This window comes from Rothia sp. CCM 9416, from assembly GCF_048513535.1.
Lineage (GTDB): Bacteria > Actinomycetota > Actinomycetes > Actinomycetales > Micrococcaceae > Rothia.
In genome coordinates this window covers 28,542-54,534 of the sequence record NZ_JBLXXR010000016.1, presented here as the reverse complement: position 1 = coordinate 54,534, position 25,993 = coordinate 28,542, and the positions used below count along the sequence as shown (strand labels likewise).

Sequence of the window (25,993 nt, the reverse complement as noted above, 5' to 3'; positions counted from 1 at the left end):
CAGCCGGTAAAAATTTGGCGACGATTTCTCAGGTCGTGACCCGACGGGCCTACCTTGGACCTATCGTTGCGGATTACACTCGCTACACGGTGGCCGCTGTGGTCTGTGAGGTGGCCGAGCAGCTACTGGCCCACGAGCAAGATAGGCTTCAGGACCAGTTCGTTCTGCTGGCTGGTGCTTTATCTGCCCTGGCCGCGGGGGAGCTCCCAGCGTATCGGATTCTCGATTCCTACCTGCTGAGAGCGCTTCATCTTGCGGGGTGGAGTATGGCTTTAGCTAGGTGCGCATCATGCGGTCTCGAGGATGGCCTTACCTACTATTCTCCTGAGGTTGGCTTGCTCTGCACTGGCTGCGCTCGGTCGGGTGATTTCAGCCGCATTTACCCGGTACCGCCACAGACTCCGCAGTATTTGCAGGTACTTGCTGGTGGGGACTGGCCTGCTGTTACCGGGCAGTTCCCATCAGTCTTAGCCCATAGAATGTCCGGGCTTATCATGGATTATGTGCAGTGGCAGTTGGATAAGCCGCTGAAGACCCTAGCAACCTTGGAAAAGGAACAATAGCCCTATGACTGTCATCAAGCCACCTGCCCACCCAAGTGGTGTTGTAGCTCCTGCTATCCCCAGTAAGTTTGTCCCTCAGCATGTTGCCGTGGTGATGGACGGGAACGGGCGGTGGGCTAACGAGCGCGGTCTGCCCAGGAACGAGGGGCACCGGGCGGGGGAGGCGGCACTTCTTGAGGTCGTAGCTGGCGCAATTGAGATGGGCATCCCTTACATTTCTGCTTACGCCTTTTCAACGGAAAACTGGCGTCGGTCACCCGACGAGGTTGCCTTTTTGATGCGTTTCTCATCCGAAGTGCTGGAACGCCAATTAGAAACGCTTAAGTCCTGGGGCGTCCGTATTCGGTGGGCCGGCCGCAGGCCTAAGCTCTGGAAGTCCGTCATCTCGCTCCTTGAAAGATGCGAGGAAGAGACCAAGAACAATACGCTGTGTACCCTGACCATGTGCGTCAATTATGGGGGGCGCGCCGAGATTGCCGATGCAGCAGCCCTCCTTGCCGAGGATCTTGCTAGCGGCAAGCTGAAGGCCAAACACATCAACGAAAAAATTTTCCAGCGCTACCTTGATGAACCCGATTTACCCGATGTAGACCTGTTCCTACGCACATCTGGCGAACAGCGAATTTCAAACTTCTTGCTCTGGCAAAGCGCCTACGCCGAAATGGTCTTCATGAACGTTCTCTGGCCCGATGTAAACCGTCTCACCTTATGGCAGGCTGTCCAGGAGTACGCCTCTCGCGATAGACGCTACGGTGGGGCGGTAGATAAGGTCAGCAAACCCTAGTTTTTGCTTACAAATTGGCAGTTGTGATGCCCTAGCTGAAAGGGGTCCCCGATGCGGATCTACCCAACCCTGTTCAAGCTCTTTTTTAAACCGATGGACCCTGAAAAGGCCCACCATCTAGGTATGTGGGGTGTGAAGACCCTGCGAGCGACGGGTGTGACGCGGTGGGGTGGCAGGTTCTTCTCGCCTGACCCCTCTTTGTCCACGGAGGTCATGGGTATCCGGTTCCCATCTCCTTTTGGAATTGCCGCTGGTTTTGACAAGGGGGGTACGGCTATCGTAGCTCTGGGTAACTTGGGCTTTGGGCATGTCGAGATTGGCACCATCACAGGCCAGGCCCAACCTGGTAACCCTCAGCCACGATTATTCAGATTGCTTGAGGACCGTGCAATTGTTAACCGCATGGGCTTTAACAATAACGGTGCAGCAGACACTGGACCGAGGGTAGCTGCGGCTAGAGCTGACCTTGATGCCGAATACCGGGGTAAGGTACGTCCTGTTATTGGTATCAACATTGGTAAGACCAAGGTCGTTGAGTTGGACCAGGCCATTGAGGATTATCTGATCAGCACCCGTATTCTTGCGCCTCAGGCGGATTATCTTGCGGTTAATGTAAGTTCTCCCAATACTCCTGGGCTCAGGGATCTTCAGGCTATCGAAACCCTCGAGCCGCTTCTTGCCGCTGTGCGTGCTGAGGCCGATAGGGTAGTGCTAGGCCGACGAGTTCCTCTGGTCGTCAAGATTGCGCCTGACCTTGCCGATGAGGATATCAGAGACCTTGCCGCCATGGCTCTGCGCCTTGGCCTCGACGGCATTATCGCCACCAATACGACTATTGCTCGTGAGGGCTTGGAGCTGATAACCCCCATGGATAAGGTCATGGAACTCGGTGCTGGTGGCCTATCGGGGGAGCCACTCAAGCATCGTTCGCTTGAAGTTCTGAAGCTCTTGAAAGCAGAGGTAGGGGATAAGCTCGCGCTGATCTCTGTAGGCGGTGTAACAACTGCTCAGGATGTTGCTGAACGGCTAGATGCTGGGGCCGACCTGGTTCAGGGTTATACAGCCTTCATCTATCAGGGGCCGCTCTGGGCTGCGCACATCAACCGAGAGCTCCTCAAACTGAGGAAAGCTTCCTAGTCTCCAGCAGATACGATAAAGGGCCGCTACCGAGTGGTGAGCGGCCCTTCTCATGCGCCTGTGAGCTCTATTAGCTGGGGTAGTTTCCTCGTTCTACCTGCGGTTTAGGCAGGCGGAACCTACGAATCATCATGGTGCGGTTGAAAGCGTAGAGACCAGAACGAGGTTCAAGAGTGGTGAATTTTTCGGTTAGCTTTTTCTTGAGCTTGCGCCACATGATGAAGTAATCGAGGATCCACAGCAGAAGCATTGCCCACATGAGTAGAGCGGTTAAATGCTGTGTAGCGGGAACTATCAATCCGATAATGAAAATCAGCAGGATGACAATCAGCATAAAATCACCTACGTTGAAACGGGCATCAACGTAGTCACGAATGTATCGACGCTGGGGGCCGCGATCGTTAACCGGGAGGTAGCGTTCATCCCCGGTCTGAAGGGCCTGTTGCTGCTTAGCCCGGAATTCACGCTCTGCTGCGCGCTGGGCCTCTTTTGCGGCCTTCCGGTCAGCGGGAACGAGAGGGTTCTTACGCGCAGCTTCACGTTCCTTACGTGATGGGGTAGGGCGTCCCTTCGGTGGCGTGTATTTTGCGGGCTTGTTATCTTTGTCGCTTGCGGCGGGGGGAGCGGAGTCAATTGCTGCGGCATCCGCTGTTTCTACTGATTTCTTATTTCGTCCAAACACCCCTTAAGAATAGCAAGTTGTTCAAAGTTATAGTGGCTCGGCGTATTCTGGGATACATGACAACAACATGTTTTAATTTTTCGGCACGTGATGAACTAGCTCGCTTCATTGATGAGCGATTCGAGCAATATGTCCAGGAGCTGACAGAACTAGTAGCTATTCCTTCGGTGGCTTGGGAATCTTTTGATTTGGATGAAGTTGCTCGGAGCGCTCAGAAGGTTCAGGAGCTTGCGCTTGATGCTGGCTTTGACTCGGCAGAGGTTCTGACAGCTACCTACGGTAAGGGGCAGCAGGGTATGCCCGCAGTTCTAGCTTCGAAGTCTGCCGCCCCGGGTTACCCCACTTTTGTTCTCTACGCCCACCACGATGTCCAACCTGCCGGTGATCTCGAACTCTGGGAGACGGAACCTTTTAAGGCTCAGCAAAAGGGGGATAGACTTTTTGGGCGTGGGGCAGCCGATGACAAGGCTGGAGTTATCGCCCATCTGGCCGCTTTTAGAGCTGTGAAAGCAGTCTTGGGCGATGATTTTAGAGCCGGGGTCACCCTCTTTATTGAAGGTGAAGAAGAAGCGGGTTCACCCAGTTTCGATAGTTTCATTGCAACTTACCGTGAGAAGCTCTCAGGTGACTATATTGTCGTGGCAGACTCAGCCAACTGGCGGGCAGGAGTTCCTGCTCTCACGGTGGGTCTGCGAGGTGTTGCAAGCGGTGATATCTCGGTGAAGGTTAGTGACCATGCCGTTCACTCAGGGGTATTCGGTGGGCCCCTTCTCGACGCGAATACGGTTCTTATTCAGTTGCTTGCCACCCTCCATGACACTCAAGGTTCGGTTGCAGTTGAAGGTTTAATCTCTTCCCCTGAACTTGAGGTTGAATATTCTGAAGAAGATTTTAGGGCGGATTCGGGTATCGTCAAGTCGATGAAACTTGCTGGTAAGGGCTCTATTACTTCACGCCTGTGGTCCCAGCCGGCTATTTCAGTCATCGGCATGGACATCACTCCTGTATCTGAAGCAGCCAATACTCTTGCGGCGACTGCTAAAGCAAGGATTAGCGTTCGTCTTGCGCCAGGCCAGGACCCAGCAGCTGCTCACTCTGCTTTGGCACGACACTGTGCAGAAAATAACCTGTTTGGGGCTGAGATTACATACAGTGCTGTAGATTCTGGACGCCCGTATAAGGGTGAAGTTGATGGTGACGGTGCTCAGCTCGCGCTGGCGTCCTTCGCCCAAGCCTGGGGGGTGGAACCCGTTAAAACCGGCTTAGGAGGGTCCATTCCTTTTATCGCGACACTCACTGAGGTTTTCCCCAGCGCCCAGATTCTCATCACAGGTATTGAAGACCCCGACACTCGGGCCCACAGCGCCAATGAGTCGCTCTTTTTGCCAGACTTCAAAAAAGCCATCCTGGCTGAAGCGCTGATGATTTCCTCCCAATGTCTTGACTGCTAACAGTTGACCTGTCTGCGAACAGGTCGCCCAAAATTTAATAAAGGCGTAAGATAAAGGCGAATTAGTCGAATGAAAGGATTCATGGAATGACTGAAACAGTTTCCACGGAACTTCCCACCCACGGTGTCAATCTCACAGAGGTTGCTGCTGACAAAGTCCGCAGCTTGCTCGAGCAGGAGGGGCGCACTGATTTAAGACTGCGCATCGCAGTTCAACCCGGCGGTTGCTCTGGCCTGATTTACCAGCTCTATTTTGACGAGCGGGTTCTTGATGGCGATGCTGTCCGTGACTTCGATGGGGTAGAGGTTATCGTGGACCGCATGAGCGTGCCTTATCTTGATGGTTCAACTATTGATTTTGAAGACACTATTCAGAAGCAGGGCTTCTCCATCGATAACCCTAACGCTCAGGGATCATGTGCTTGTGGAGATTCTTTCCACTAAGTCTTGCTTGTTTACCAGGAGGGGCGCACCCACGGTGTGCCCCTCTTTCTGCTTTTAATAGTGAAATACTTGTGAAATGACACGTTGCTTAGGTGACAGATTGTCACTTTTTACGCCCATTTGAGGGTAAGCTCGTAATGAAAGATTTAACACCTGGGTTCATGCTGTCCATACACAGCACCGGGTGGCACGCACATCGCTACAGGAAGGGCCGTCTGTGAGTTCGCAGCATCGAACCAGCAGCAAGGGGCTGAAGGGCAAGGCACTTGTCCTTGCCACAGCAGCTTCTGCGCTGCTCTTGACCGGTTGTTCAGAACAGGCAAAGGTGGGCTGGTTGCCCACCAGGCGTGGTGTTACCGATAACGCAAATACCATCATGGAGCTCTGGATTGGTGCCTGGATCGCTGCACTGGCAGTTGGTCTGGTCACCTGGGGTCTCATGATTTGGTGCCTTATCGCCTACCGTCGCCGCAAGTACGAAACCGGTTATCCTCGCCAGGTGAGCTATCACCTTCCCCTGGAAATTTTCTACACCGCAATCCCCATCATCTTGATTGTCAGCTTCTTCACCTTCTCCGATAAAGCGGAGCGTGAGATTACTGCTCCCAAGTCGGATGTTGCTGACGTAACTATTGAGGTTTACGGTAAGCAGTGGTCCTGGGACTTCAACTACATCGACGAAAATGTCTACTTTGCTGGTGTTCAGGCTCGCCTGGATAAGGAAGGACAGGTAGGAGTTGAGGAAACACTCCCCACTCTCTACCTGCCCGTGGATTCAACCGTGGACATTCAGCTTAAGTCTCATGATGTCGTTCACTCATTCTGGGTCCCCGCCTTCCTTGAGAAGCGCGACACCATCCCCGGTATGACTAACCACATGTACTTCACCACCGGTAGCGAGCCTGGCACCTACCAGGGTAAGTGCGCCGAACTCTGTGGGGAATACCACTCAGAGATGCTGTTCAACGTGAAGGTAGTCAGCCAGAAAGACTACGACGCTTACATCCAGTCGCTGAGGGATTCCGGTCAAGAAGGCCGCCTCGGTGATGAGCAAAACCGTAACCCTAACATGAACACCAACCAGTAAGAGGTGACCCGTGACTACTCTTGAGTACTCAGCGGAGACAACCGGTAGTGTTGTTCCGCGGGTGGTTCCCAAGTCAAAGGGACGCATCATCGTCAATTGGCTGACTTCCACCGACCACAAAACAATCGGGTACATGTACCTGATTGCAGCATTTATTTTCTTCTGCTTAGCCGGTGTCATGGCTCTACTCATGCGCCTTGAGCTTTACTCACCCGGTATGCAGCTCTTGCAGACTAAGGAACAGTTCAACCAGCTGTTTACCATGCACGGCACGCTCATGCTGCTGATGTTTGGCACGCCTCTGTTCACTGGTTTCGCAAACGTACTGGTTCCGCTTCATATCGGTGCCCCTGACGTTGCTTTCCCTCGTTTGAACTCCCTGGCCTTCTGGTTCTTCCTGTTTGGATCTTTGGTAGCTATTGCAGGCTTCCTGACGCCTCAGGGCGCTGCTTCGTTCGGCTGGTTTGCTTATGCACCTCTGAACAGCACCACCTACAGCCCTAGCGTAGGTGGCGATCTCTGGATCTTTGGCCTGGCACTGCAGGGCTTCGGTACCATCATGGGTGGTGTCAACTTCTTGACAACCATTCTGTGCATGCGTGCCCCCGGTATGACCATGTGGCGTATGTCGGTGTTCACATGGACCACACTGATTACCGCAATTCTCATCATCATGATCTTCCCGCCGCTTGCATCTGCTCTGTTTGCGCTCGGCATGGATCGTCGCCTCGGTGGCCACATCTTTGATCCTGAAAACGGTGGTGCCGTTCTCTGGCAGCACCTGTTCTGGTTCTTCGGTCACCCTGAGGTTTACGTTCTGGCACTGCCTTTCTTTGGCATTGTCTCTGAAATTATCCCGGTATTCTCTCGTAAGCCGATTTTTGGTTACAAGGGCCTGATTTTCGCAACCATTACCATCGCCGCTCTCTCTGTTACCGTGTGGGCTCACCACATGTACGTTACTGGCGCTGTCATGTTGCCCTTCTTCTCCTTCATGACCATGCTGATTGGTATCCCCACCGGTGTTAAATTCTTCAACTGGATTGGCACTATGTGGCAGGGGTCAATTACCTTCGAGACCCCTATGCTCTGGGTTGTTGGCTTCCTGATTACCTTCCTCTTCGGCGGTATCACCGGTATTATCCTGGCCACCCCTCCGCTGGACTTCCACCTGTCGGATTCTTACTTCGTGGTTGCTCACTTCCACTACGTAATTTTCGGTACCTTGGTGTTCGGCATGTTTGCTGCTCTCTACTTCTGGTGGCCTAAGTTTACTGGCAAGATGCTCAATGAACGTCTGGGAAAGATTCACTTCTGGTTGCTGTTCATTGGCTTCCACACCACCTTCCTCGTTCAGCACTGGCTGGGCGTTGATGGCATGCCTCGTCGTTACGCCGACTACATGCCTGAGGATGGTTTCACCTGGATGAACCAGCTTTCAACTTTTGGCTCAATGATTCTTGCTGTCTCCATGATCCCTTGGTTCTGGAATGTCTTTACAACTGCTCGCTCAGGCAGGCGTGTTGAGGTCGATGACCCTTGGGGCTTTGGAGGTTCCTTGGAGTGGGCAACTTCTTGCCCTCCTCCACGCCATAACTTTACGGCTCTACCCCGTATCCGTTCAGAACGCCCGGCGCTGGATCTTCATCATCCCGAGCTATCAACCAATCACGATATTGCTGCGGCTGCCCGCCAGGCTACCGAGCGATAGGAGACATGCGTGAAACTTCTAGGTAATATTTTTGGGCTGATCGGTGTCTTCCTCATTCCTGTCGGTATCGTCTATGGTGTGATGACTGACTTCACTGAGTGGGCTGGCTTCCCGGCCATCCTGGCTACTGCGGTCATGTGCTTGTTCCTGTGGTTCTTTCTCAAGTTCACAGATAAGCGGCATCCCGATATGCCCTATGAAAACCTTGAGGGTGAGATTGCAGATGGCGCTGGTGACTATGGTTTCTACTCACCGTGGTCATGGTGGCCTCTCTTCATCGGCGCTGCTTGCACCATTGTTGTAGTCGGTCTGGCAATTGACTGGTGGATTGTTCTCCTGGCCATTCCTTTTGCCGCTACCGCTGTTATTGGTTGGGTCTATGAGTACAACCGTGGCGATCACGCTCACTAAGGGCCAATAGGTCATAAAAGTAAGGCGGAGCCCATATCTGAAAAGATATGGGCTCCGCTTTTATGTGTTTGGTACTTTCCTGTCGGGGAGAGTAGTGATGGTAGCTGGCTTGAAAATCTAGCGGAAGAGCGCTGATGAGAAGGTTTGATTCCCTGCAAGTGGTGTATTGAAGCCATGTTAGATCTGTGCGAGACGGCGGGTGCGCCTGGGGGCAAGTTACCCCTTATTGTTTGGTTTTTCTTTTTACCTTCTGGGGGTACGGAGTCCTTAGCTCTTAGCTTCAGTTGATTAGAGTTTTATGACTACCTTTCGCCAGATAGAGCTGGTTGTCTAACCGTATGGGCCTATCTAGTAGGGGCGAATTGAAAACCTCGCTAAGGGGCTCCAACTCTAGTGCAATCCTATGCAGGAGGCTTTTGGCATGCTCACCAGGCTAAGCGACGCCCAGAACAGCCCAGAACAGCCCAGAACAGCCCAGAACAGCCCAGAACAGCCCAGAACAGCCCAGAACAGCCCAGAAGGCATATTCGCGCCTAAGGAGCTTGTGTCGCAGCAAGACACGCCGTCTCTGAGACAAACTGTTTTTCAAACAGATCACTCATGATCCGAGCACTAAGGTTTGCGCCCATCTATTGAGCTTCCAGTATTGCTTCCAGGCATAGGGGAGTAGCCGGGGTTATACCCTCAATAAGCCCCTTGAGGCACACCAGCAGAGAAAGCTCGTCCGCTACAGATTAAACCGCTTTAAACAAATGTGGGGCACCCGCATAAGCGGATGCCCCACACCTAACTACAACCTATATTTACTTTTCGATTGATTCTGCAGAGCTAGCAGTCACAGCATGATCGCCGTGATGCTCATGGTGAGCAACTTCTAGTTCTGTGGGGGTGACGGCAAGAACGCGGTCTTCGAACCAAATCTTTGAGATGCCTGAACGCAACTTCTCAATCGAGCTGATCTTACCCTTCTTATTGGGCTGAGCAGGAATTGGCGCAGGTGACTCAAAGGAAACCAGCTCGTAGCGGCGGTATTCATCAATAGGCTTGTGAACCTCAATGAACTCGCCGTGGGGCAGCTGAACAACCTTACCTGTTTCAACACCATGCAGAACCAGCTCACGGTCTTTACGCTGAAGCGACAGGCAAATGCGCTGAGTGAGCAGGAACCCAATAATGGGGCCCAGGACAAAGGAGGCACGCAACCAATAGGCCACATCGTTGAGTGAGACATGGAAATGGGTTGCAATGAGGTCCGAGCTTGCAGCAATCATGAGGGATGAGTAGGCAGTAATACCAGCTACACCACAAGCAGTTCTGAACGGGGCATTCCGGGGGCGATCAAGGATGTTGTGAACACGATCGTCTTTGGTAACCCAGCGTTCAATCCAGGGCCAGAAGACCATGGCCATCATGACGGAACCGGCCATCAAGGCAAAGGGGAGAAGAACATTGAGAACCCAGGTTCCACCAAGGAACTCAAACTCCCAGGGCCAGGGCCAGACCCCGGGCCACAGGCGAAGAGCGCCATCGCCGAAGCCGACATACCAGTCAGGCTGGGTTCCTGCCTGTACAGGTGAGGGGTCGTAGGGGCCGTAGTTCCAGATAGCGTTGATGGTAAAGGTCGCGCCCAGGAAGGCAATGATACCGAAAACGATGAAGAAGAAACCGCCAGCCTTTGCTGCATAAACAGGACCGACAGGGAAGCCAACGACATTGTTTTCAGTCCGGCCAGGCCCAGGGTACTGGGTGTGCTTATGAAGTACAACCATGAACATGTGAATGGCAACCAGCAAGAGGAGCATAGCTGGGATGATCATGATGTGTAGGCTGTAAAGTCGACCGATTACGGCATCGCCGGGGAACTCTCCACCGAAGAAGAAAAGAGAGATGTAAGTACCAACCAGAGGTATGGACTTGAAGATACCGTCGATAATCCTCAAACCATTGCCCGAAAGAACATCGTCAGGCAAGGAGTAGCCGGTAAAGCCTGCGAGAATGCCGATGATCAGCAGGACAGTTCCTATAACCCAGTTTAGTTCACGGGGACGTCGGAAGGCGCCGGTGAAAAAGACACGTAGCATGTGTACTGACATAGCCATCATAAACATCAGAGCCGCCCAGTGGTGGATCTGACGCATGAGGAGTCCACCGCGAATATCAAAGGAGATATCCAGGGCAGAGGCGTAGGCTGCAGACATGTGCGTGCCCTTCATGGGCACATAGGAACCATCGTAGGTTACGGAGACCATGGTGGGGTTGAAAAAGAAGGTCAGAAAGGTTCCCGAAATAATCAGGATTACTAGGCTGTAAAGGGCAACCTCACCGAACATAAATGACCAGTGATCTGGGAAGATCTTACGGCCGAACTCCTTGATGATACCGGAGGCACCAACCCGCTGGTCGACATATTGAGCGATCTTTCCCGTTGAGGTTTTTGCCTTGTAGTCATTTTGCAATGAAGTAGACATTACGCTTCACCTGCCATTTCCTTGATTTGCTGTGCGCGTTCCCAGTAGCCGGGGCCTACGGGTTCATGGAAATCGCTTTGAGCGATTAGGTAGCCTTCTTCATCAACTGCGATGGGCAGCTGAGGTAGGGCGTGACCTGCCGGACCGAATACAACCTCGCACTCATTTGCCGCATCGAAGGTCGACTGGTGGCAGGGGCAGAGTAGATGATGGGTCCGCTGTTCATAGAGCGCGATAGGGCAGCCGACGTGCGTACAAACCTTTGAGTAGGCAATAATGCCATCGACGTTCCAGTCCTCGCGGCCCGGGGACACGTTGAGCTCGTCAGGATCTAGGCGCATCAGTAGCACTACTGCTTTTGCCTTCTCTTCAAGATATCCATTTTCATGAGAAAGGCTTGACAGGGTCTCAGGCAGTACGTGGTAGGCGGAGCCTAGAGTGACATCGGAAGCCTTGATGGGCGTACCCGAGGGGTCGCGTACAAGGCGAACACCCTTATCCCACAGTGTGTACTTCAGTACTGAAGGATCAGCCGGTCCCAAGTCCCGGAATAGGGTGACGAATGTCAGGGGAGCGAGGATTACAGAGCCGATGAGTGTGTTTCGCAGAAGCGGGCGTCGTTTGATGCCTGATTCCTCGATGACAGTTTCAACGATTTCCTGTGCCTCAGCTCGATCCTCCTCAGAGGTGACTGCATGACGCTCTTCGACCATTTCATGGTCGGGCATGAGCGAGCGTGCCCAGTGGACGATACCGATGCCGATACCGAACATGGCAAATGCGATGCCTAGACCCAGCAGGAGGTTCTGCAGGCGAAGCATGTTGTTTGCTTCGGGGTTCATGACATCGTAGAAGTTGCCGGTTACCTCAATCCCGAAGTAGCCGAACCAAAAGAGCAGTGAACCCAGCATTGAGATGACGAATAGTAGAACTACCTGTCGCTCAGCACCTTTAGCTTTTTTGGGATCGACGTCGGTGAGTCGCGGAGCATGCGGGGGAAGCCCCGGGTTGGGGAACTTCTCCTTACTTGCCTCTTGAGAGGTAACTACGGCAGCATTTTCGTGTGCGCCGTCACTATGGTTTCCCATGTGTTGCCTCAAATCTTCCTTGGTACGAAATTAATGTGTGTGCGTGAGCTTATGCAGCTCGTGAAGTTAGCCAGAGGGTAAAAGCAATAACAATGACCAGGCCAAGTGTCCAGATGAGCAGACCCTCGGATACCGGGCCGAGTGAGCCAAGCTTGAAACCGCCAACAGATGCGTTAACTTCCTGAGACTTCAGGTAAGTAATGACATCGCGCTTTTCTTCAGGGGTGATGTTTGCATCGTTAAATACAGGCATGTTTTGAGGGCCAGTTTCCATGGCCTCGTAGATATGCTGCTCGGATACGCCCATCAGGGTAGGTGCAAACTTACCGCGGGTTAGAGCACCACCAACGCCTGCAGCGTTGTGGCACATTGCGCAGTTAGCAAGGAACACCTTTGAACCGTTAGCTGCATCGCCCTGCGATACGTCCAGGTATTCAGCTTCGGGGATAGTGGGGCCAGCACCCAGCGAAGCTACGTAAGCAGCAAGCTGCTTGGTCTGCTTTTCATTAAACTGGCCAGGCTTCATTTGAGCCTGCACGCCCTGCATCTGCATAGGCATACGACCTGTGCCGACCTGGAAGTCAACGGCTGCAGCGCCAACACCAATCAGGCTGGGTCCGTCAACAGAACCCTCGGCGTTTGTGCCGTGGCAGGTAGCGCAGTTAGCCAAAAACAGCTTCTGCCCAGCATCAATATCATCACTGGTGTAAGTCGTGCTTGTTGCAGCCTGTGCTTCGTTGGTAGCCGTTGCAACAGAGTACAGGCCTCCAGAAAGAATCAGCGCGAGAGCAAGCAAGACGAGAGCTGCAAGCGGATGGCGTCGCTTTTGAGAAAGTGCCTTCACGTCGTTGTTCCTTAGTGTGTGTGCTATTTGGGATTATTTTTAGCGGTTACCGGTTACTTGAGGAAGTAGACAACAAGGAACAGAACGATCCAGACGACGTCTACAAAGTGCCAGTAGTAAGAAACAACGATTGCTGAAGTTGCTTCGTAATGACCAAAACGCTTTGCTACATAAGCACGGCCAATGATGAGCAAAAATGCGATAAGGCCGCCGGTAACGTGTAGCGCGTGGAAACCGGTGGTGATGTAGAAAGCTGAACCGTAGGCGCTTGAAGCGATGGTCATGCCTTCAGCTACGAGATTTGCGTATTCGAAGGCCTGAACAGAAACGAAGAAGGCGCCCATGATGAAGGTCAAGAGGAACCATTCAACCATGCCCCATTCGCGGATGTTGAAAAGTGATCCGGTACGACGGGGCTTGAGCTGTTCAGCTTTAAATACACCAAACTGGCAGGTAACAGAACTCAAGACCAACACGATGGTGTTGGCAAGAGCTAGCGGGACTTCAAGGTGCACGGAGTTCTCGGCCCAAATATCGGGTCGAGATGCACGCAGAGTGAAGTACATTGCGAACAGGCCGGCAAAAAACATGACCTCAGAAGCGAGCCAAACAACGGTGCCTACAGCTACCTGGTTGGGTCGATTAAGAGTGGCATGAGCCGACTTACTTGGAGTATGGGTTGCAGTTGTCACATAGACATTATGTCTGTAAAACAGCCCTTGAACCAATAGGAGAGGGGGTTTAGGGGTAGGTGTGTTGTAAATCTTGCGCTTGCCCCTGCATTTCTGGGGCTTTCATCACGAGATATCAGACACATTGTCTGTAAAACTCGCGTAACCATACCGCATCAGAGAGCCCCACAGCTTCTATTGACCTGTTCCATAATCCATAGAGGGTAGAAGGCTTAGCTAGCTGATATACGTAGAATAAGGAGCATGACACCCAATATCACCTGGAAACAGATACTCACCAAGCTCATAGCCCATCAAGAGCTTGAACCGTTTGAAGTTGCTTGGGCCATGGATCAGATGATGGAGGGTGAAACTCCAGAAGGCATACTGGCTGCATTTCTTATTGGACTTCACGTTAAAGGCGAGACTTCTGCAGAGCTTAATGCTTTAGCTGAGGGAATGCTTGATAAGGCTCGCCCAATTGAGATCACCCACAAGGCAGTTGATATTGTAGGAACCGGTGGCGATCAACAAAATACCGTCAATATATCCACTATGGCCTCGTTAGTTGTGGCAGGCTCCGGTATTCCGGTTATCAAGCATGGCAACAGGGCATCATCTTCAATGAGCGGAAGCGCGGATGTGCTCTCCGAGCTTGGTATAAATCTAGACCTTAAGATTAAGGATGTTGCAGGAGCCTTGGATTCGGCTGGTATTACATTCTTATTCGCACAGGTATTTCACCCATCAATGCGTTACCTAGCACCCGTTAGGCGGGCACTCGGGGTTCCATGCGCATTCAACTATCTAGGCCCCATGACCAATCCCGCAAAAGTGCGGTCTTCTGCTATTGGTGTTTCCAACCAGGCTATGGCCCAGAAGATGGCCCAGGTCTTTGCCAATCGCGGCAATCATGCGCTTATTTTTAGGGGCGGAGACGGCCTCGATGAAATTACTATTACAGGTAAGTCCTACGGTTTTGAAGCCGTCGATGGGGGAGTGAAGCCCCTAGAAATCGATCCCACTGAATTTGGTTTCAAGCTTGGCAGACTGGAAGATCTACGAGGTGGTGACGCAAAATATAACGCTCAGGTAGTACGTGAGACACTGGGCGGACACCCCGGGCCAATCCTGGATGCCGTTATTCTCAATGCAGCAGCGGGAATCCTTGCCTTCCATAAAGTAGACGATCAACCCTTCAGCCAGCGATTCGAAGCTGCACTAGAGCAAGCCAGGGAGTCTATTGGATCAGGCAAAGCCACTGATACTCTCGATCGCTGGATTTCTTATAGCCAGGCCCAGTAGAGCAAGAGCAAGGCCCCGAGTGTAACTCGGGGCCTTGCTGCTGTGTGCCTGAGTCTATTGCTTGCGGCGCAGAGCCAGCAAAACACAGCGCCAACCAACTAAAAATAGGAGAAGCGTAACCGCTGAAACGATGATAAAGGGTGTTGCGGCGGTGTCTCCAAACGAGAGGCGCAATCCAAGGCCCAAGACCAAGGTGGTTACCCAGAGCATGAAGCCTTCTAAAACAAGGGGCAGTTGCCTGCGGGTTTTGACAGCCCAAACACCAACATGACCAGCAAGCACGGCCAGCACAAAAGGCAAGGCGGTTACCGGGAGTTTACTCAGGGTTTCCTGATGGCTGGTCAAACCAATCGCAACGAAAAGAAGAACCAAGACAAAATCAATTCCGAGCCGAGTTAGCTGAGAAAAATATTTACCTGAATTGACAGAACTTAACATGGTTACCACTGTAACCTATCAAGCTATCTCAAAGCTGAGGAAGTCGGTGTAGGGCAGGGTCTAGGCCACCCAGGGGAGCTTTTCAAGCTTTACTTTACATAATGTATATTATCGGCTCTATGAAAACATCAATCTGAACCCTAACTTCAGTCAATTTTCGGCGTCATGTTACGCACGACTGTTGGTATCCTTCCAGGTTTTAAGGAGAATGGAAGGACTATAGGTAACGCAGGAGAAAATACATGATCGAGTGGTTTGCTGAGCATCTATGGGCCTTCTGGCTCTTGGTTGCAATCCTTCTGGCTATCATTGAAATCCTCATGCTGGATTTCGTTTTTCTCATGATGGCTATTTCTGCACTTACTGCTGCAGGTCTTTCGCCCTTCCTTGATTCATTTGTAGGCCAAGTTGTCCTATTTGCCCTTGTGAGTATTGGCTTGCTCCTTGGGCTCCGGCCTCCGCTGATTCGGAAGTTCCACCAGAGCTCACCAGATACGCCCATGAACACAGCAGGCTTGGTTGGCGCCCAGGCCCTAATAACCCAGACAGTCACTACCGACAGCGGGCTTGCAATGATTTATGGCGATATTTGGACCGCGCGCCCGGCTTCAGCAGAAAAGATTCTGCCTGAGGGCTCTAAAGCAACTGTTACAGAAATTCGGGGCGCCACAGCATATTTGTCTTAAGACAGTTTCATTAAACACTAGCTAACAATTAAACCTTTACTGGAAGGTAAGAAATTGACTGCACCGCTACTCACAACGGGCTTCATCCTGACGGCCCTCGTTGTCCTCGTACTCATTATTCTTCTTAAAGCTGTCCGCATTATTCCGCAGGCACGCGCTGGGATTGTTGAAAGGCTGGGCAAATATCACACGACCCTTACCCCCGGTTTCCATGTCACCGTCCCTTTTATCGATCGCGTCTTACCCCTAATCGACCTGCGTGAACAGGTTGTCTCTTTCCCCTCGCAGTCAGTCATTACCGAAGATAATCTGGTTGTAGGTATCGACACCGTTGTCTACTTCCAGGTAACCGACCCCAAGGCAGCAACCTACGAAATCACCAACTACATCCACGCTGTCGATGAGCTCACCAGCGCCACCCTCCGTAACGTCGTTGGCGGGCTCAATCTTGAACAAACACTGACTTCGCGAGACAAAATCAACGCTGAGCTCCGTGGAGTACTTGATAACACCACCGGACGCTGGGGCATCCGCGTCTCCCGTGTTGACATCAAAGAGATTCAGCCCCCTCACTCCATTCAGGACTCCATGGAAAAGCAGATGCGCGCTGAGCGTGATCGCCGCGCTGCAATTCTGACCGCTGAAGGTCAGAAGCAGTCTCAGATTCTGACCGCTGAAGGTGATTCCCGCGCTGCAATTCTACGAGCCGAAGGCGCCAAGCAGTCACAGATTCTGACCGCTGAGGGCGATGCCAAGGCAGCTATTCTGCGTGCAGACGGTGAAGCCCAGGCTATTCAGAAGGTCTTCCGTGCAATTCATGCTTCAAACCCCAGCCAGAAACTCCTGACTTACCAGTACCTCCAGACCCTGCCCAAGCTAGCCGAGGGCGATGCAAATAAGCTGTGGTTTATCCCCACTGAGCTGGGGGATGCACTCCGTGGAATCGGTAAGGCATTCAACCCTGATGCCGGGAACGATCAGGACACTGCGACAGCTGAAGAAGAGGGAGCTACTCCCCCATCTTCACCATTGATTGACACCCCGGTTATTAAGGTCACCCCGGAGGATCTTAACCCCAATCTGGATAAGCTCGACAGCGGCCTGGACGATGTTATCGATGAGATTTCACAGGATGGAGCAGAATCATCTCTTGGCGCAACCGATATACCTAACGCTTCACACTAAACGGAAGCTATAATGGATATTCGGTCTGTTGGTTTCTAGCCGGTCTATAGGGGCGGTTAGAAACCAACAGACAATTAAGATCACCGTTCTTGGAGGAAAAAAATGAGCGATCGCAGCCTGCGCGGTATGCGCCTGGGTTCACAATCCATGGAAACCGAATCAGGTGTGGAGCCCGCTCCTCGCCAGCGCGTTGAGTACCGCACTGAAAACGGTGAGCGTGTTTTCGTTACTTTTTCACAGGAAGCCGAGATTCCCGCGACCTGGACTGCTAAGTCAGGCAAAGAAGCGCACCTAGTTTCTGGCGACGGCAAGGTTGAAGAAAGTGCTGATAAGCCCATTAGGACTCACTGGGATATGCTCCTTGAGCGTCGTAGCGTAGAAGAGTTAGAAGAAACTCTACAACGGCGTCTTGACGTCTACAGAGAGCGTCACTCCCTATAAATAGATTTCTTCTCAAGATGAGGAAGGGCCCCACCGGGTAAGTTTGGTGGGGCCCTTCTCATCTTTATTCCGTGAAAAGCTCTTCCTTATTTCTTGATAAGTTTGCGGATACGCTCAGCCCTGGCAGTCAGACCCCAGCGGGTTACCTTAGTCATTGAGTCAAGGATGATGTTACCGTCCATCTTAGAGCTACCGATTTCTCGTTCCACGAAGGTGATAGGAACCTCAACAATTTTAAGCCCGGCTTGCTCGGAGCGCCAGGCCAGGTCAACCTGGAAAACATAGCCTTTAGAGTCAATCCCCTCAAGGTTAAGACCTTTCAGAGCCCCGCTCTTATAGGCGCGATAACCTGCTGTGATGTCTTTGATTTTGGTACCCAGAATCAAACGGGTGTACATGTTTGCACCCCGTGAGAGAATCTGCCGGTGCGCCGGCCAGTTCTTGGTCTTTCCGCCGGGAACGTAGCGGGACCCAATAGCTAAATCTGCGCCCTGCTCAATGGCTCGCAGAAGGAGAGGAAGCTGTTCAGGCTGGTGGGAGCAATCAGCGTCCATTTCGATTAGGACGTCATACCCTGCTTCAAGGCCCCAGGCAAAACCGGCTAGATATGCCCCACCCAGCCCGTCCTTTACCGTGCGGTGCAGGACCTTGATCTGGTGATCTTTCTCGGCCATCGAGTCAGCTAGGTCACCGGTGCCATCGGGGCTACTATCATCGACGACGAGGACATCGCAGGCAGGTACAGCAGCGCGAAGGCGCTCCACCACCATGGGAAGGTTTTCCTTCTCATTGTAGGTTGGGATAATAGTCAAAACTCGCATGCGGTCTCCTTATGCTGGCCTGCGGAACAGGTCGGTTACTTGAACCAGTCTCTCATTGTATCCTTTATTGAGTTCCACCGGGTTACAAAATACCTCTCATCGATTTGTTACCCTTATCCAATTTTTGTCCGGAGTTATACAGTGCTACGAGTTCAGGGCGAGAGACATCATCAGCTAATACAGGTAGCAGGGGTGTTCGCGCGCGGGGATCTGTGCTCCAGGCAGAAATTCTTGAGTCCGGGGTCTGCACCATCAGTTCAGTAACTTTCCACAGCGCACAGTGTGCGGGTGCCCCCGGCACTAACTGCCCACACCAAGGATTATTCTCTCCCTGCGCCCGATAGACCGCGCGAGTCATAGACTGAAAAGCCGCACGCGCAGACACAGCCATGTCATCTTGCTCAGGGTTAACAGCACGGTTCATTAATTCCCAGCCCAAGGCAAAAGGTGATCTTAGCGGGTCAGAGCCCAGCACAGCCGATGCTCCAGCCGACAGAGCATGGCTATAGGAATTATGGGATTGGTCAAAGTCTGATGAGAACCCAAGGCTTACATTGAGGTCTTTTGCACGCTCAATCAGGGACATATCTAATGACTGGAGCCCACCCAAGCAGGGGCTAATCCTCATACGGGCCAGCGAATCCATGCCAGCGAGCTTATCCAGAAATTCTTCGGCAACCGAGTCATCTGCGGGTACAGCAACCAGGTTGAGTCGGTGAGACGTAGCAAATTCGAGGGCCTGAGCCGTAACTTCAGCTGAATCCAGGCAGTAGATACCCTTGACCGCAGGGTCTGGGTGCTGCCCGGTGTTGAGCTTACTAGCTGGTAGGTAATACCTCACCCTTGTTGCTGGGCTCTGTTCAAACCTGCCTGTTGAATCAGTTAGCATCACATTTGCTGAAATGTACCCGGCTTGAGTCAAGGTATCGAGCAAGTCAGCAACCTGATCAGGTTCTGCGCTCAAGGCCGCAAGGGCAAAAGCCGGAGCCACCAGGTTACCGCTCAAATCAGTGCACCGCATGGAGGGGTCCAAAATAGAGCGAGCACCAGCATCTTGACCAACCCATTCCACATTCCCTTGGGCCACAACCATGGCAGTAGCAAAAGGATCTGCCGGGCTGTAGACCGAACCGTTCAGAAATACCTGTGTGCTCATTGTGAGCGTTCCTTTCTGTTCGATGTCCTAGAACTGGGTTGCAACGACGCCTCGCCGCAAAAGGTTAATTGCAGCCTCGCATTGGGTGCGAAGCTGTGGATCTGTAATCGATACGTGGGCAATCTGGTCAAGACTATCAATAACCTGTTTAGTCCACCTGACAAAGTCACCCGCCACGAGGTCCGACTGTGACAGGGTTCGATCCAGGTTGCGGCCGCGTGCCCACTGATAAATTGGCCAGACCATACCGAAATCGGGTGATGAGGTCTGTGGTAGTTGATGAAGTTTTTCTGCATCGTTGAGAGTGCTCCAATGTTTCAGGACCTTCATGAGGGCCTCTTCAACTCCCGAGGATGGATAGCGAGACAGTAGCCCGAATTCTTCTCGTTTAGCTTCGTAGACTAAGGATGACACAACAGCGGCAGTTGCTGCTGGGTCTAGCCCCTGCAAGAAACCGTCTTCAAGGCACAGAGAGGTCAGAAGGTCTTTCTCACCGTAGATGCGACGCAGTGATGCGCCACGAGAGGTCAATGTATGCTCACCAGTATTGAAATCGACATAACCAAAGTCAGCAAGAAGCAGCGTGATACGCTCAAAGACCTGGGCAATTGTATTGGTACGTCTTTGAATTTGGCGGCGGAGCCCATCTGTCTCCCGCGATAGCTTGTACCATCGTTCGGCCCACCGGGCGTGGTTTTCTCGCTCTGAACAACCGTGGCAGGGGTGATTACGCAATGAGCTACGCAAGCTATCGATTGCCTGTGACTCTCCGGTATCGCGTTCACTAAAGTATTTTTTCTGTGAGCCTTTACGCGCGGGTAATTCATGGTAGAGAGCCTCGCGAACTCTTGAGGCCATATCACGGCGTTCCTTGGGGGTCTTGCCCGTGAACTTCTTGGACACCTTGATCTTGGAGATAGGTAGGATAGGGCCAGCGAGATCACGCGGATCAAGGCGCCTTAGCTGAGCTTTGAGGGTCAGGATTGAAGGCCTGGGGTTCTCCAAAGATTCGGCCCGCGAAAGTACCACAGCTGGTCCTGCGTTCCGGCCCTCGGGAATCTCGATGATATCGCCAGGAAGCAAATCAAGAATCGAGGCGATGGCCTGTGACTGCTGCAGGCGTGAGCGGCCCTTGGCAGCTTTCTTTTCACGCTCAGAAAGCTCCCGCCTCAACGATGCGTATTCGGTAAAATCACCCAGGTGGCATGTCATGGCTTCCTCAAAACCTGCAAGAGCTTTCTCGTTCTTGCGCACCCGCTGGGCAATACCTACAACTGACTTATCTGCCTGGTATTGGGCAAACGAACTTTCAAGAATCTTCTTTGTACGTTCCGCACCAAACTGGGCAAGCAGGTTAGCACTCATATTGTAGGTCGGTTTGAAGGACGAATTGAGAGGATAGGTGCGCTTTGAGGCCAGGCCAGCTACCTGTTGAGGTTCCAGACCAGGACGCCACAGGACAACAGCGTGACCCTCAATATCGATCCCTCGACGGCCTGCCCTTCCTGTCAGCTGGGTGTACTCCCCCGGCGTAATATCGACATGGGTTTCACCATTAAATTTGGTGAGCTTCTCTAAGACCACAGAGCGGGCAGGCATATTGATCCCCAAAGCCAAAGTCTCGGTTGCGAACACCATGCGGATGAGCCCCTGAGAAAAGAGCGTTTCCACGACTTCCTTGAAGACAGGTAGCAGGCCAGCATGGTGTGCAGCCACCCCTCGGGTAAGTCCCTCTCGCCACTCGTAGAAGCCAAGAACAGCAAGATCCGATGTATCAAGAGATGACGTTGCCTCTGCGATGTATGCGCGAATTGTTTGAGCTTCAGAATCGGTCGTCAGCCTAACATCGGCGTCAATGCACTGAGATACGGCCGCATCGCAACCGGCCCTTGAAAAAATAAAACAGATACCGGGTAGCAGACCGTCACGGTCCAAAGCCCGAATCATCTGCGGGCGAGAAACTCTCTGAGGCCTTATATCCTCAGCGCTGTGTCGTGTTTTTTCCCACCCTTCTTCATATTTACCCCGCCGTCCCCTGCCCAAGCGGGAAAAAGACTTTTCTTGCCGCCCGCTCCTAGAACGCGGCCTATGGCTCAGCTTCACCAGCTCAGGATTAACAGCCGGAATTTCAGCAGAGTTGGCAGCATCCTCAACTGTAGTCTCTCCGATGAACAAGTCCAGGAGCTGTTTGCCCACCATCACATGCTGCCACAGCGGCACTGGGCGGTGTTCGGACACAACGATATCGGTGCTCCCGCGCACCATGTCGAGCCAGGCCCCAAACTCTTCTGCGTTAGAGATAGTTGCCGAGAGAGCGATGACAGAGATGTGTTCCGGTAGGTGGATAATAACTTCTTCCCAGACAGCGCCCCGCGAGCGGTCAGCTAGGTAGTGAACCTCGTCCATAACGACATACCCGAGATTCTGAAGGGTCGCCGACCCAGCATAGAGCATGTTACGGAGAACCTCGGTGGTCATCACAAGGATGTCCGCCTCAGAATTGATGGAGGTGTCACCTGTCAGCAGGCCCACAGCCTCATGACCATAAAGGTCAACAAGGTCATGGTACTTCTGATTACTCAGTGCCTTAATGGGGGTTGTGTAAAAAGCCTTTTTGCCCTGTTTCAAGGCTAAATAGATAGCAAATTCGCCAACAATAGTCTTGCCGGCACCTGTTGGGGCTGCAACCAGCACACCCCTACCATTTTCAACCGAGGTGCAGGCCTCACGCTGAAAACTATCGAGGGGGAATTCTAAGGTCTGTTCGAATCTGTGCAGGACCGTACGTGATTGAGCAGCGCGCTCCTGTGAGCGAAGATATTGTTCAGCATAGCTAGCCATACAGTCCATCTTAGAGGGGACCGGAGGCCACTCAGGGTTCCTACGGCCAGTTTCGGCCTAAGGCGGATAAGCAAAAACCCCGGTAAACAAACTACCGGGGTCTACTTAAAACTAGAGATTTTCTCGACCAAGCCGCTCAAGTTCTTCAGCGCTAGTTGCTCGGCTAAGTTGATCGTGTGCCAGGCCCTCTGCAAGCTTGGCGTTCCTCCGATCCCTGCGCTTGTCATTGAGCATGGAAATGCCAATGGCCACAAAGAAGAAAAAGAGTAGAGGAAGCATTAGGTAGAGCATAGACATGATGTCGTTACCGGGAGCCGCAATAGCTGCCAGCAAGCCAACAACCACAACAACCCAACGCCAAGACTTGAGAATAGTTTTGCCCCGAATCAAGCCAATAAAGTTTAGACCAACCAAGACAACTGGAAGGACAAATGATAAACCGAAAACAAGCAGGAACTTAACCACAAAACCGACATAGACATCGGCTGTAAAAAAATTAGTAGCCCCATCTGGGCTGAACATGGTCAAGGTTTCAACCGCTGTAGGCAAAACCCACCAGGCCAGCGCCGTGCCTAGCAGAAACATCGGAATGGCTGTAAAGACAAAACTCAGGGTGTAGAGTTTTTCCTTGCGATAGAGGGCCGGTGTGATGAAAGCCCACAGCTGATAAATCCAGACGGGGCTGGCAATAACCAGTCCAATGTACAGCGATACCCTCACTAGCTGATCAAAAGGTGAGGTAGCAGTCGCGTAGTTGAGCGCAGCTGTCCGACCGCTTTCAACATTGATTGCATAGACAGGAGCACTAATAGCTTCCATGAAAGGCTGATAGAGGAAAAAACCTGCCACAGCACAGATAATGGTCGCGATGCCCGCTTTAATGAGCCGGGAACGGAACTCACGGAAGTGCTCACTCAGGGCCATGGTTGCCTGAGGGTTGTTCTTCCGGTTATGTTTTTTCGCCATCATAGCCTTCTGCTATTTCAGTGGAACCCCACAAACCCGCACCCACTAATCCTGGGTACGGGCTGTGATATTTACTCAAAAACGCTCAAAAGAACCAAGGAGTCTCTAACTTAGAGGCCCTTGTTCTGATCAGTGTTGGTGGGGTTATTGATAACTTCGCCCGAAACTACGTCATCAGTAGTAGATCCGGCAACTGTGGTGTTATCTTTCTTAGAATCCTTCTTGAGACCATCGACCTCTGACTTGAAGATGCGCATGGACTGACCCAGGCTACGAGCCATGCCGGGGAGCTTGGGAGCACCGAAAAGCAGAATAATGATGATAGCGAGAATAAGGAGGTGGCCAGGATGAGAAGCGAGATTACCAAACACGTTCGTCACCTTTCTTGGAGACGTTTAAGGTCTCCCATGAGTTGGGGCTGACCGAGTTCGCTGCGGCGTTGAGTGCGACGCTGGGCGCGGTCGAGCGTTCGAGTATTTTTGCCCTGGACATAATCCGAATATGCCGCTCTGACAGGTGTGAAGAAAGCCGGCGAAGTAGTTTTATCCACCGAACCGACAACCCTTGCCTGCCCTAGCTGGCTATTGATATCGTTCTCCCATTCCTGGGCCGCATCAATAGCCTGCATTGCCTTCTTGAAGACACGGTACAAAAGCCAGGCTAGTACACCAAAGGAGCACACAACCAGTGCACTCCATAGGACTATCCAAAACCACCAAGGCATACCCCTCATTATATATGCCAATCACCAAGAGAGAGCAGGACATTTAGCTCTAGGCTTGCAGTGATTCTTTGTACACTCATCTATGGCACATACTCAGCTTTTACCCATACCCGTGGTTTCTATATGATTTACCAGTTCCTTTTGTATTTTCATTGGTGAGAGTACAAATACCGTTGGCCCAAGCTCAACCAAAAAATCAAAGAACCACGACATATAAACCACTGATAGGCGATAAAAAAGCCCTTGGGATGTTTCAGCGACTTCCCGCGAATATCTATTGAGCAAGGCAACAGATTTCTCCCGGTGGCCACCTGAGATATCTGAGGGAAGAACAAGTTCAATCTCTTGCCCAGCACCCTTACTACCCACGAGCTCTCTGAGCCACTCGCGTGGAGAGCTGCTACCACTTTCAGGCTGGTGTTCGTAGACTTGCCCAAAAGCTAAACGACTTTCAAGAATCGAGCCAAGAGAGAAATTTCTATATTCCCTGGCAGTTCGGCACCAGGCCTTAACATATTTTGGCCCGTTATCGATAACCAGGCTCACCGGCTCAATCGTTCTGCTACTTGTGCCCTTACGCGAGCGATAAGTGATATTTAAAGGAACACGGTGCTCCAGAGCATACGCCAGCTCAGCATCGATATCCGCCTGATAAACAGCAACACGATTCTGAAGGGACTTACTCCCCCTCTGATCATCATTGCCCAGCGCTGACCAGAGCTTAAACTTCAGGAGCGAATACACTTTGCTGGCTTCTGAACTCGCAATCAGCTCAAGCGCCAGGACTAGAACCAGAGATTCAGCTTCCGTGAGCCTTACACCTGAGGTAATCAACGGCCGCCCAGAAGCTGTAACAAACCCGTCGCTCCTGATCTCCACCTCCAGAGAATCATAGTTCAAACTGTAGGAGAGATTCTCAAGCTCTGTACGGATCTTTCGCTCCGGCATATCAAAGAAATCTGCGATCTCTGCAAGGTACATATCCTCTTTCTCAGACACCAGGTTCACCATCAGAAGCAATCTGACCAACTGCTCTGAAGCGCTTTCACGAGAACGCTGTGGCGCAATGGGCTTCCACTCTTTTGGGTTGGACGGCGAAGTAAGCTGCGGAGTCTGCCGGTGCCAAGCCAACAGCTCTGAACGCAACTGCTCTTCTGCTCGAGCTACCTCAGCCTGGTACCCGGTATCTATTGTTGCCCCAACAGAGTAGCTAGCTATCTCACCCACCATGTGGGTCCTGCCTTGTGCAAGAGCGCTACGTGCAGATTCAAGGACCCCAAACGACGGTGAGACAAGAACCTGCTGAACCTCTGAATCTGCGCCATCATCGCTGAGGGGCACCGTCAGGACATGTGGAGTTTCTGCCGAACTTAGCTGTTCCAGCACCTCTATCATGCTAAATCCTGCCGGTGGCAGCGGCCCTTCAAGAGCAAGAACCTTGACATCGCTCATACGATCAAGCCTAAAGAGGCGCCGCTCCCTACGATCAGCATCCCAACCTGTCACATACCAGTGCCCGAAACGCAAACCCAAGCCCCAGCAGAATAATTTTCGGCTCTCGGACGACGCTCCGTAGGAAAAACTAACGCCCTTGCCTTCTGCCAAGGACGTAAGGCACTCTGATAAACCAGGCCCCGCCGTAAAGCGTGCCACTTCCCCAGAATCCTCCTGGATACCATAGCCAGTTAAAGTCCCAAGTTTAAGCAAAGCTGAACGCACCTGACGTTCAAGGTCGGTTCCCTCCCAGGCACGAGCACAGCGATTCAAAACAGCACAATCAATCAAAGAGAAACTAACCGGCGCAGCAGGAACCCTCCGCTCAACACGGTAGATAAAACCCGACTCAACCGATGGATCACGCTCAGCGACCAAGCTGATACCCAAAGCACGCAAAACCTGTTTATCTCTCTCAAAAGTTCTTTCAAAAGCCGCGAGCGTTCCTAAACTACGATAGCCCGGTACACGCCACCTAATTTCTTCACGTTCAATACCCCGGGGCATAGCAGAAAGCACTTCTAAGAGCGCTAATGAACGTTCCACAGCTTTTGAAGTCACATATACAAAGATAGCCCCCGGACTGAGCTGTCCGG

The 25,993-nt window shown here is 52.2% G+C and carries 25 protein-coding genes; 12 read left to right on the top strand and 13 right to left on the bottom strand.

Annotated elements, in window-relative coordinates; all coding sequences use genetic code 11:
• The 3 genes from recO to ACN080_RS07735 form a co-directional block, all read left to right on the top strand.
• Window positions 1–563: DNA repair protein RecO (gene recO / locus ACN080_RS07745; protein ID WP_419113469.1), on the top strand; the 563-nt coding region annotated here is incomplete at its 5' end.
• 4 nt (window positions 564–567) lie between these two features.
• A complete protein-coding gene (locus ACN080_RS07740) occupies window positions 568–1,347 on the top strand; it encodes an isoprenyl transferase (protein ID WP_419113468.1) in 780 nt (259 codons plus the stop codon).
• A gap of 51 nt (window positions 1,348–1,398) precedes the next feature.
• Window positions 1,399–2,484, top strand: coding sequence for a quinone-dependent dihydroorotate dehydrogenase (locus ACN080_RS07735; RefSeq protein ID WP_419104504.1), 1,086 nt, complete (start codon window positions 1,399–1,401; stop codon window positions 2,482–2,484).
• Window positions 2,485–2,554: 70 nt separating this feature from the next.
• Here ACN080_RS07735 and ACN080_RS07730 read toward each other — a convergent pair whose 3' ends face one another.
• Window positions 2,555–3,166, bottom strand: coding sequence for a DUF3043 domain-containing protein (locus ACN080_RS07730; RefSeq protein ID WP_419099691.1), 612 nt, complete (start codon window positions 3,164–3,166; stop codon window positions 2,555–2,557).
• Window positions 3,167–3,222: 56 nt separating this feature from the next.
• Between ACN080_RS07730 and ACN080_RS07725 the strand changes: the two genes are divergently transcribed.
• The 5 genes from ACN080_RS07725 (at window position 3,223) to ACN080_RS07705 (ending at window position 8,269) form a co-directional block, all read left to right on the top strand.
• Window positions 3,223–4,617: a M20/M25/M40 family metallo-hydrolase gene (locus ACN080_RS07725; protein ID WP_419113467.1), complete on the top strand. Its 1,395-nt coding sequence runs from the start codon at window positions 3,223–3,225 to the stop codon at window positions 4,615–4,617.
• Between the two features lie 86 nt (window positions 4,618–4,703).
• Window positions 4,704–5,060 carry a HesB/IscA family protein gene (locus ACN080_RS07720; protein WP_419099693.1) on the top strand — a complete coding sequence of 119 codons (357 nt, stop codon included), beginning with the start codon at window positions 4,704–4,706 and terminating at the stop codon, window positions 5,058–5,060.
• A gap of 217 nt (window positions 5,061–5,277) precedes the next feature.
• Entirely contained in the window at window positions 5,278–6,147 is an 870-nt protein-coding gene (gene coxB / locus ACN080_RS07715; protein ID WP_419099694.1) for a cytochrome c oxidase subunit II, read from the top strand.
• A 10-nt stretch (window positions 6,148–6,157) separates the two neighbouring features.
• A complete protein-coding gene (gene ctaD, locus ACN080_RS07710; protein ID WP_419099695.1) occupies window positions 6,158–7,858 on the top strand; it encodes a cytochrome c oxidase subunit I in 1,701 nt (566 codons plus the stop codon).
• 9 nt (window positions 7,859–7,867) lie between these two features.
• A complete protein-coding gene (locus ACN080_RS07705; RefSeq protein WP_419099696.1) occupies window positions 7,868–8,269 on the top strand; it encodes a cytochrome c oxidase subunit 4 in 402 nt (133 codons plus the stop codon).
• Window positions 8,270–9,072: 803 nt separating this feature from the next.
• On the opposite strand, the gene ACN080_RS07700 is transcribed toward ACN080_RS07705, so the two are convergent.
• From ACN080_RS07700 to ACN080_RS07685, 4 genes are read right to left on the bottom strand one after another with little or no spacing between them, the layout of a single operon-like run.
• Window positions 9,073–10,737: a cytochrome b gene (locus ACN080_RS07700; protein WP_419113466.1), complete on the bottom strand. Its 1,665-nt coding sequence runs from the start codon at window positions 10,735–10,737 to the stop codon at window positions 9,073–9,075.
• Entirely contained in the window at window positions 10,737–11,825 is a 1,089-nt protein-coding gene (locus ACN080_RS07695) for a Rieske 2Fe-2S domain-containing protein (protein WP_419099698.1), read from the bottom strand. Before ACN080_RS07695 ends, ACN080_RS07700 begins: the two co-directional genes overlap by 1 nt.
• 49 nt (window positions 11,826–11,874) lie before the next feature.
• Window positions 11,875–12,669, bottom strand: a complete 795-nt coding sequence (locus tag ACN080_RS07690) for a c-type cytochrome (protein WP_419099699.1) — start codon at window positions 12,667–12,669, stop codon at window positions 11,875–11,877.
• A 53-nt stretch (window positions 12,670–12,722) separates the two neighbouring features.
• Complete coding sequence (locus ACN080_RS07685; protein ID WP_419099700.1) at window positions 12,723–13,361, bottom strand: cytochrome c oxidase subunit 3; 639 nt, start codon at window positions 13,359–13,361, stop codon at window positions 12,723–12,725.
• 243 nt (window positions 13,362–13,604) lie between these two features.
• Between ACN080_RS07685 and trpD the strand changes: the two genes are divergently transcribed.
• The gene (gene trpD / locus ACN080_RS07680) at window positions 13,605–14,645 is read left to right on the top strand and encodes an anthranilate phosphoribosyltransferase (RefSeq protein ID WP_419113465.1); all 1,041 of its coding nucleotides are present in this window, start codon (window positions 13,605–13,607) and stop codon (window positions 14,643–14,645) included.
• A 54-nt stretch (window positions 14,646–14,699) separates the two neighbouring features.
• Here trpD and ACN080_RS07675 read toward each other — a convergent pair whose 3' ends face one another.
• Entirely contained in the window at window positions 14,700–15,083 is a 384-nt protein-coding gene (locus tag ACN080_RS07675; protein WP_419113464.1) for a DUF3054 domain-containing protein, read from the bottom strand.
• 242 nt (window positions 15,084–15,325) lie between these two features.
• Here ACN080_RS07675 and ACN080_RS07670 point away from each other — a divergent pair, with 242 nt between their 5' ends.
• The 3 genes from ACN080_RS07670 (at window position 15,326) to ACN080_RS07660 (ending at window position 17,395) form a co-directional block, all read left to right on the top strand.
• Window positions 15,326–15,769: an NfeD family protein gene (locus tag ACN080_RS07670; RefSeq protein ID WP_419104499.1), complete on the top strand. Its 444-nt coding sequence runs from the start codon at window positions 15,326–15,328 to the stop codon at window positions 15,767–15,769.
• Window positions 15,770–15,823: 54 nt separating this feature from the next.
• Window positions 15,824–16,954: an SPFH domain-containing protein gene (locus ACN080_RS07665; RefSeq protein WP_419099704.1), complete on the top strand. Its 1,131-nt coding sequence runs from the start codon at window positions 15,824–15,826 to the stop codon at window positions 16,952–16,954.
• A 102-nt stretch (window positions 16,955–17,056) separates the two neighbouring features.
• Window positions 17,057–17,395 (top strand): RNA polymerase-binding protein RbpA, encoded by a 339-nt coding sequence (locus ACN080_RS07660; RefSeq protein ID WP_419099705.1) that lies wholly within the window; start codon window positions 17,057–17,059, stop codon window positions 17,393–17,395.
• An 86-nt stretch (window positions 17,396–17,481) separates the two neighbouring features.
• Here the strand turns inward: ACN080_RS07660 and ACN080_RS07655 are convergent, their stop codons facing one another.
• The 7 genes from ACN080_RS07655 to ACN080_RS07625 form a co-directional block, all read right to left on the bottom strand.
• A complete protein-coding gene (locus tag ACN080_RS07655; RefSeq protein WP_419104498.1) occupies window positions 17,482–18,216 on the bottom strand; it encodes a polyprenol monophosphomannose synthase in 735 nt (244 codons plus the stop codon).
• Window positions 18,217–18,298: 82 nt separating this feature from the next.
• Window positions 18,299–19,372, bottom strand: a complete 1,074-nt coding sequence (locus ACN080_RS07650; protein WP_419113463.1) for a hypothetical protein — start codon at window positions 19,370–19,372, stop codon at window positions 18,299–18,301.
• 27 nt (window positions 19,373–19,399) lie between these two features.
• Entirely contained in the window at window positions 19,400–22,213 is a 2,814-nt protein-coding gene (locus ACN080_RS07645; RefSeq protein ID WP_419113462.1) for a DEAD/DEAH box helicase, read from the bottom strand.
• Window positions 22,214–22,324: 111 nt separating this feature from the next.
• Complete coding sequence (gene tatC / locus ACN080_RS07640) at window positions 22,325–23,182, bottom strand: twin-arginine translocase subunit TatC (RefSeq protein ID WP_419099709.1); 858 nt, start codon at window positions 23,180–23,182, stop codon at window positions 22,325–22,327.
• A gap of 107 nt (window positions 23,183–23,289) precedes the next feature.
• Entirely contained in the window at window positions 23,290–23,550 is a 261-nt protein-coding gene (gene tatA / locus ACN080_RS07635) for a Sec-independent protein translocase subunit TatA (protein WP_419099710.1), read from the bottom strand.
• 5 nt (window positions 23,551–23,555) lie between these two features.
• Window positions 23,556–23,903 (bottom strand): hypothetical protein, encoded by a 348-nt coding sequence (locus tag ACN080_RS07630; protein WP_419113461.1) that lies wholly within the window; start codon window positions 23,901–23,903, stop codon window positions 23,556–23,558.
• Window positions 23,904–23,996: 93 nt separating this feature from the next.
• Window positions 23,997–25,943, bottom strand: a complete 1,947-nt coding sequence (locus ACN080_RS07625) for a helix-turn-helix transcriptional regulator (protein WP_419113460.1) — start codon at window positions 25,941–25,943, stop codon at window positions 23,997–23,999.
• Window positions 25,944–25,993: the final 50 nt, after the last annotated feature.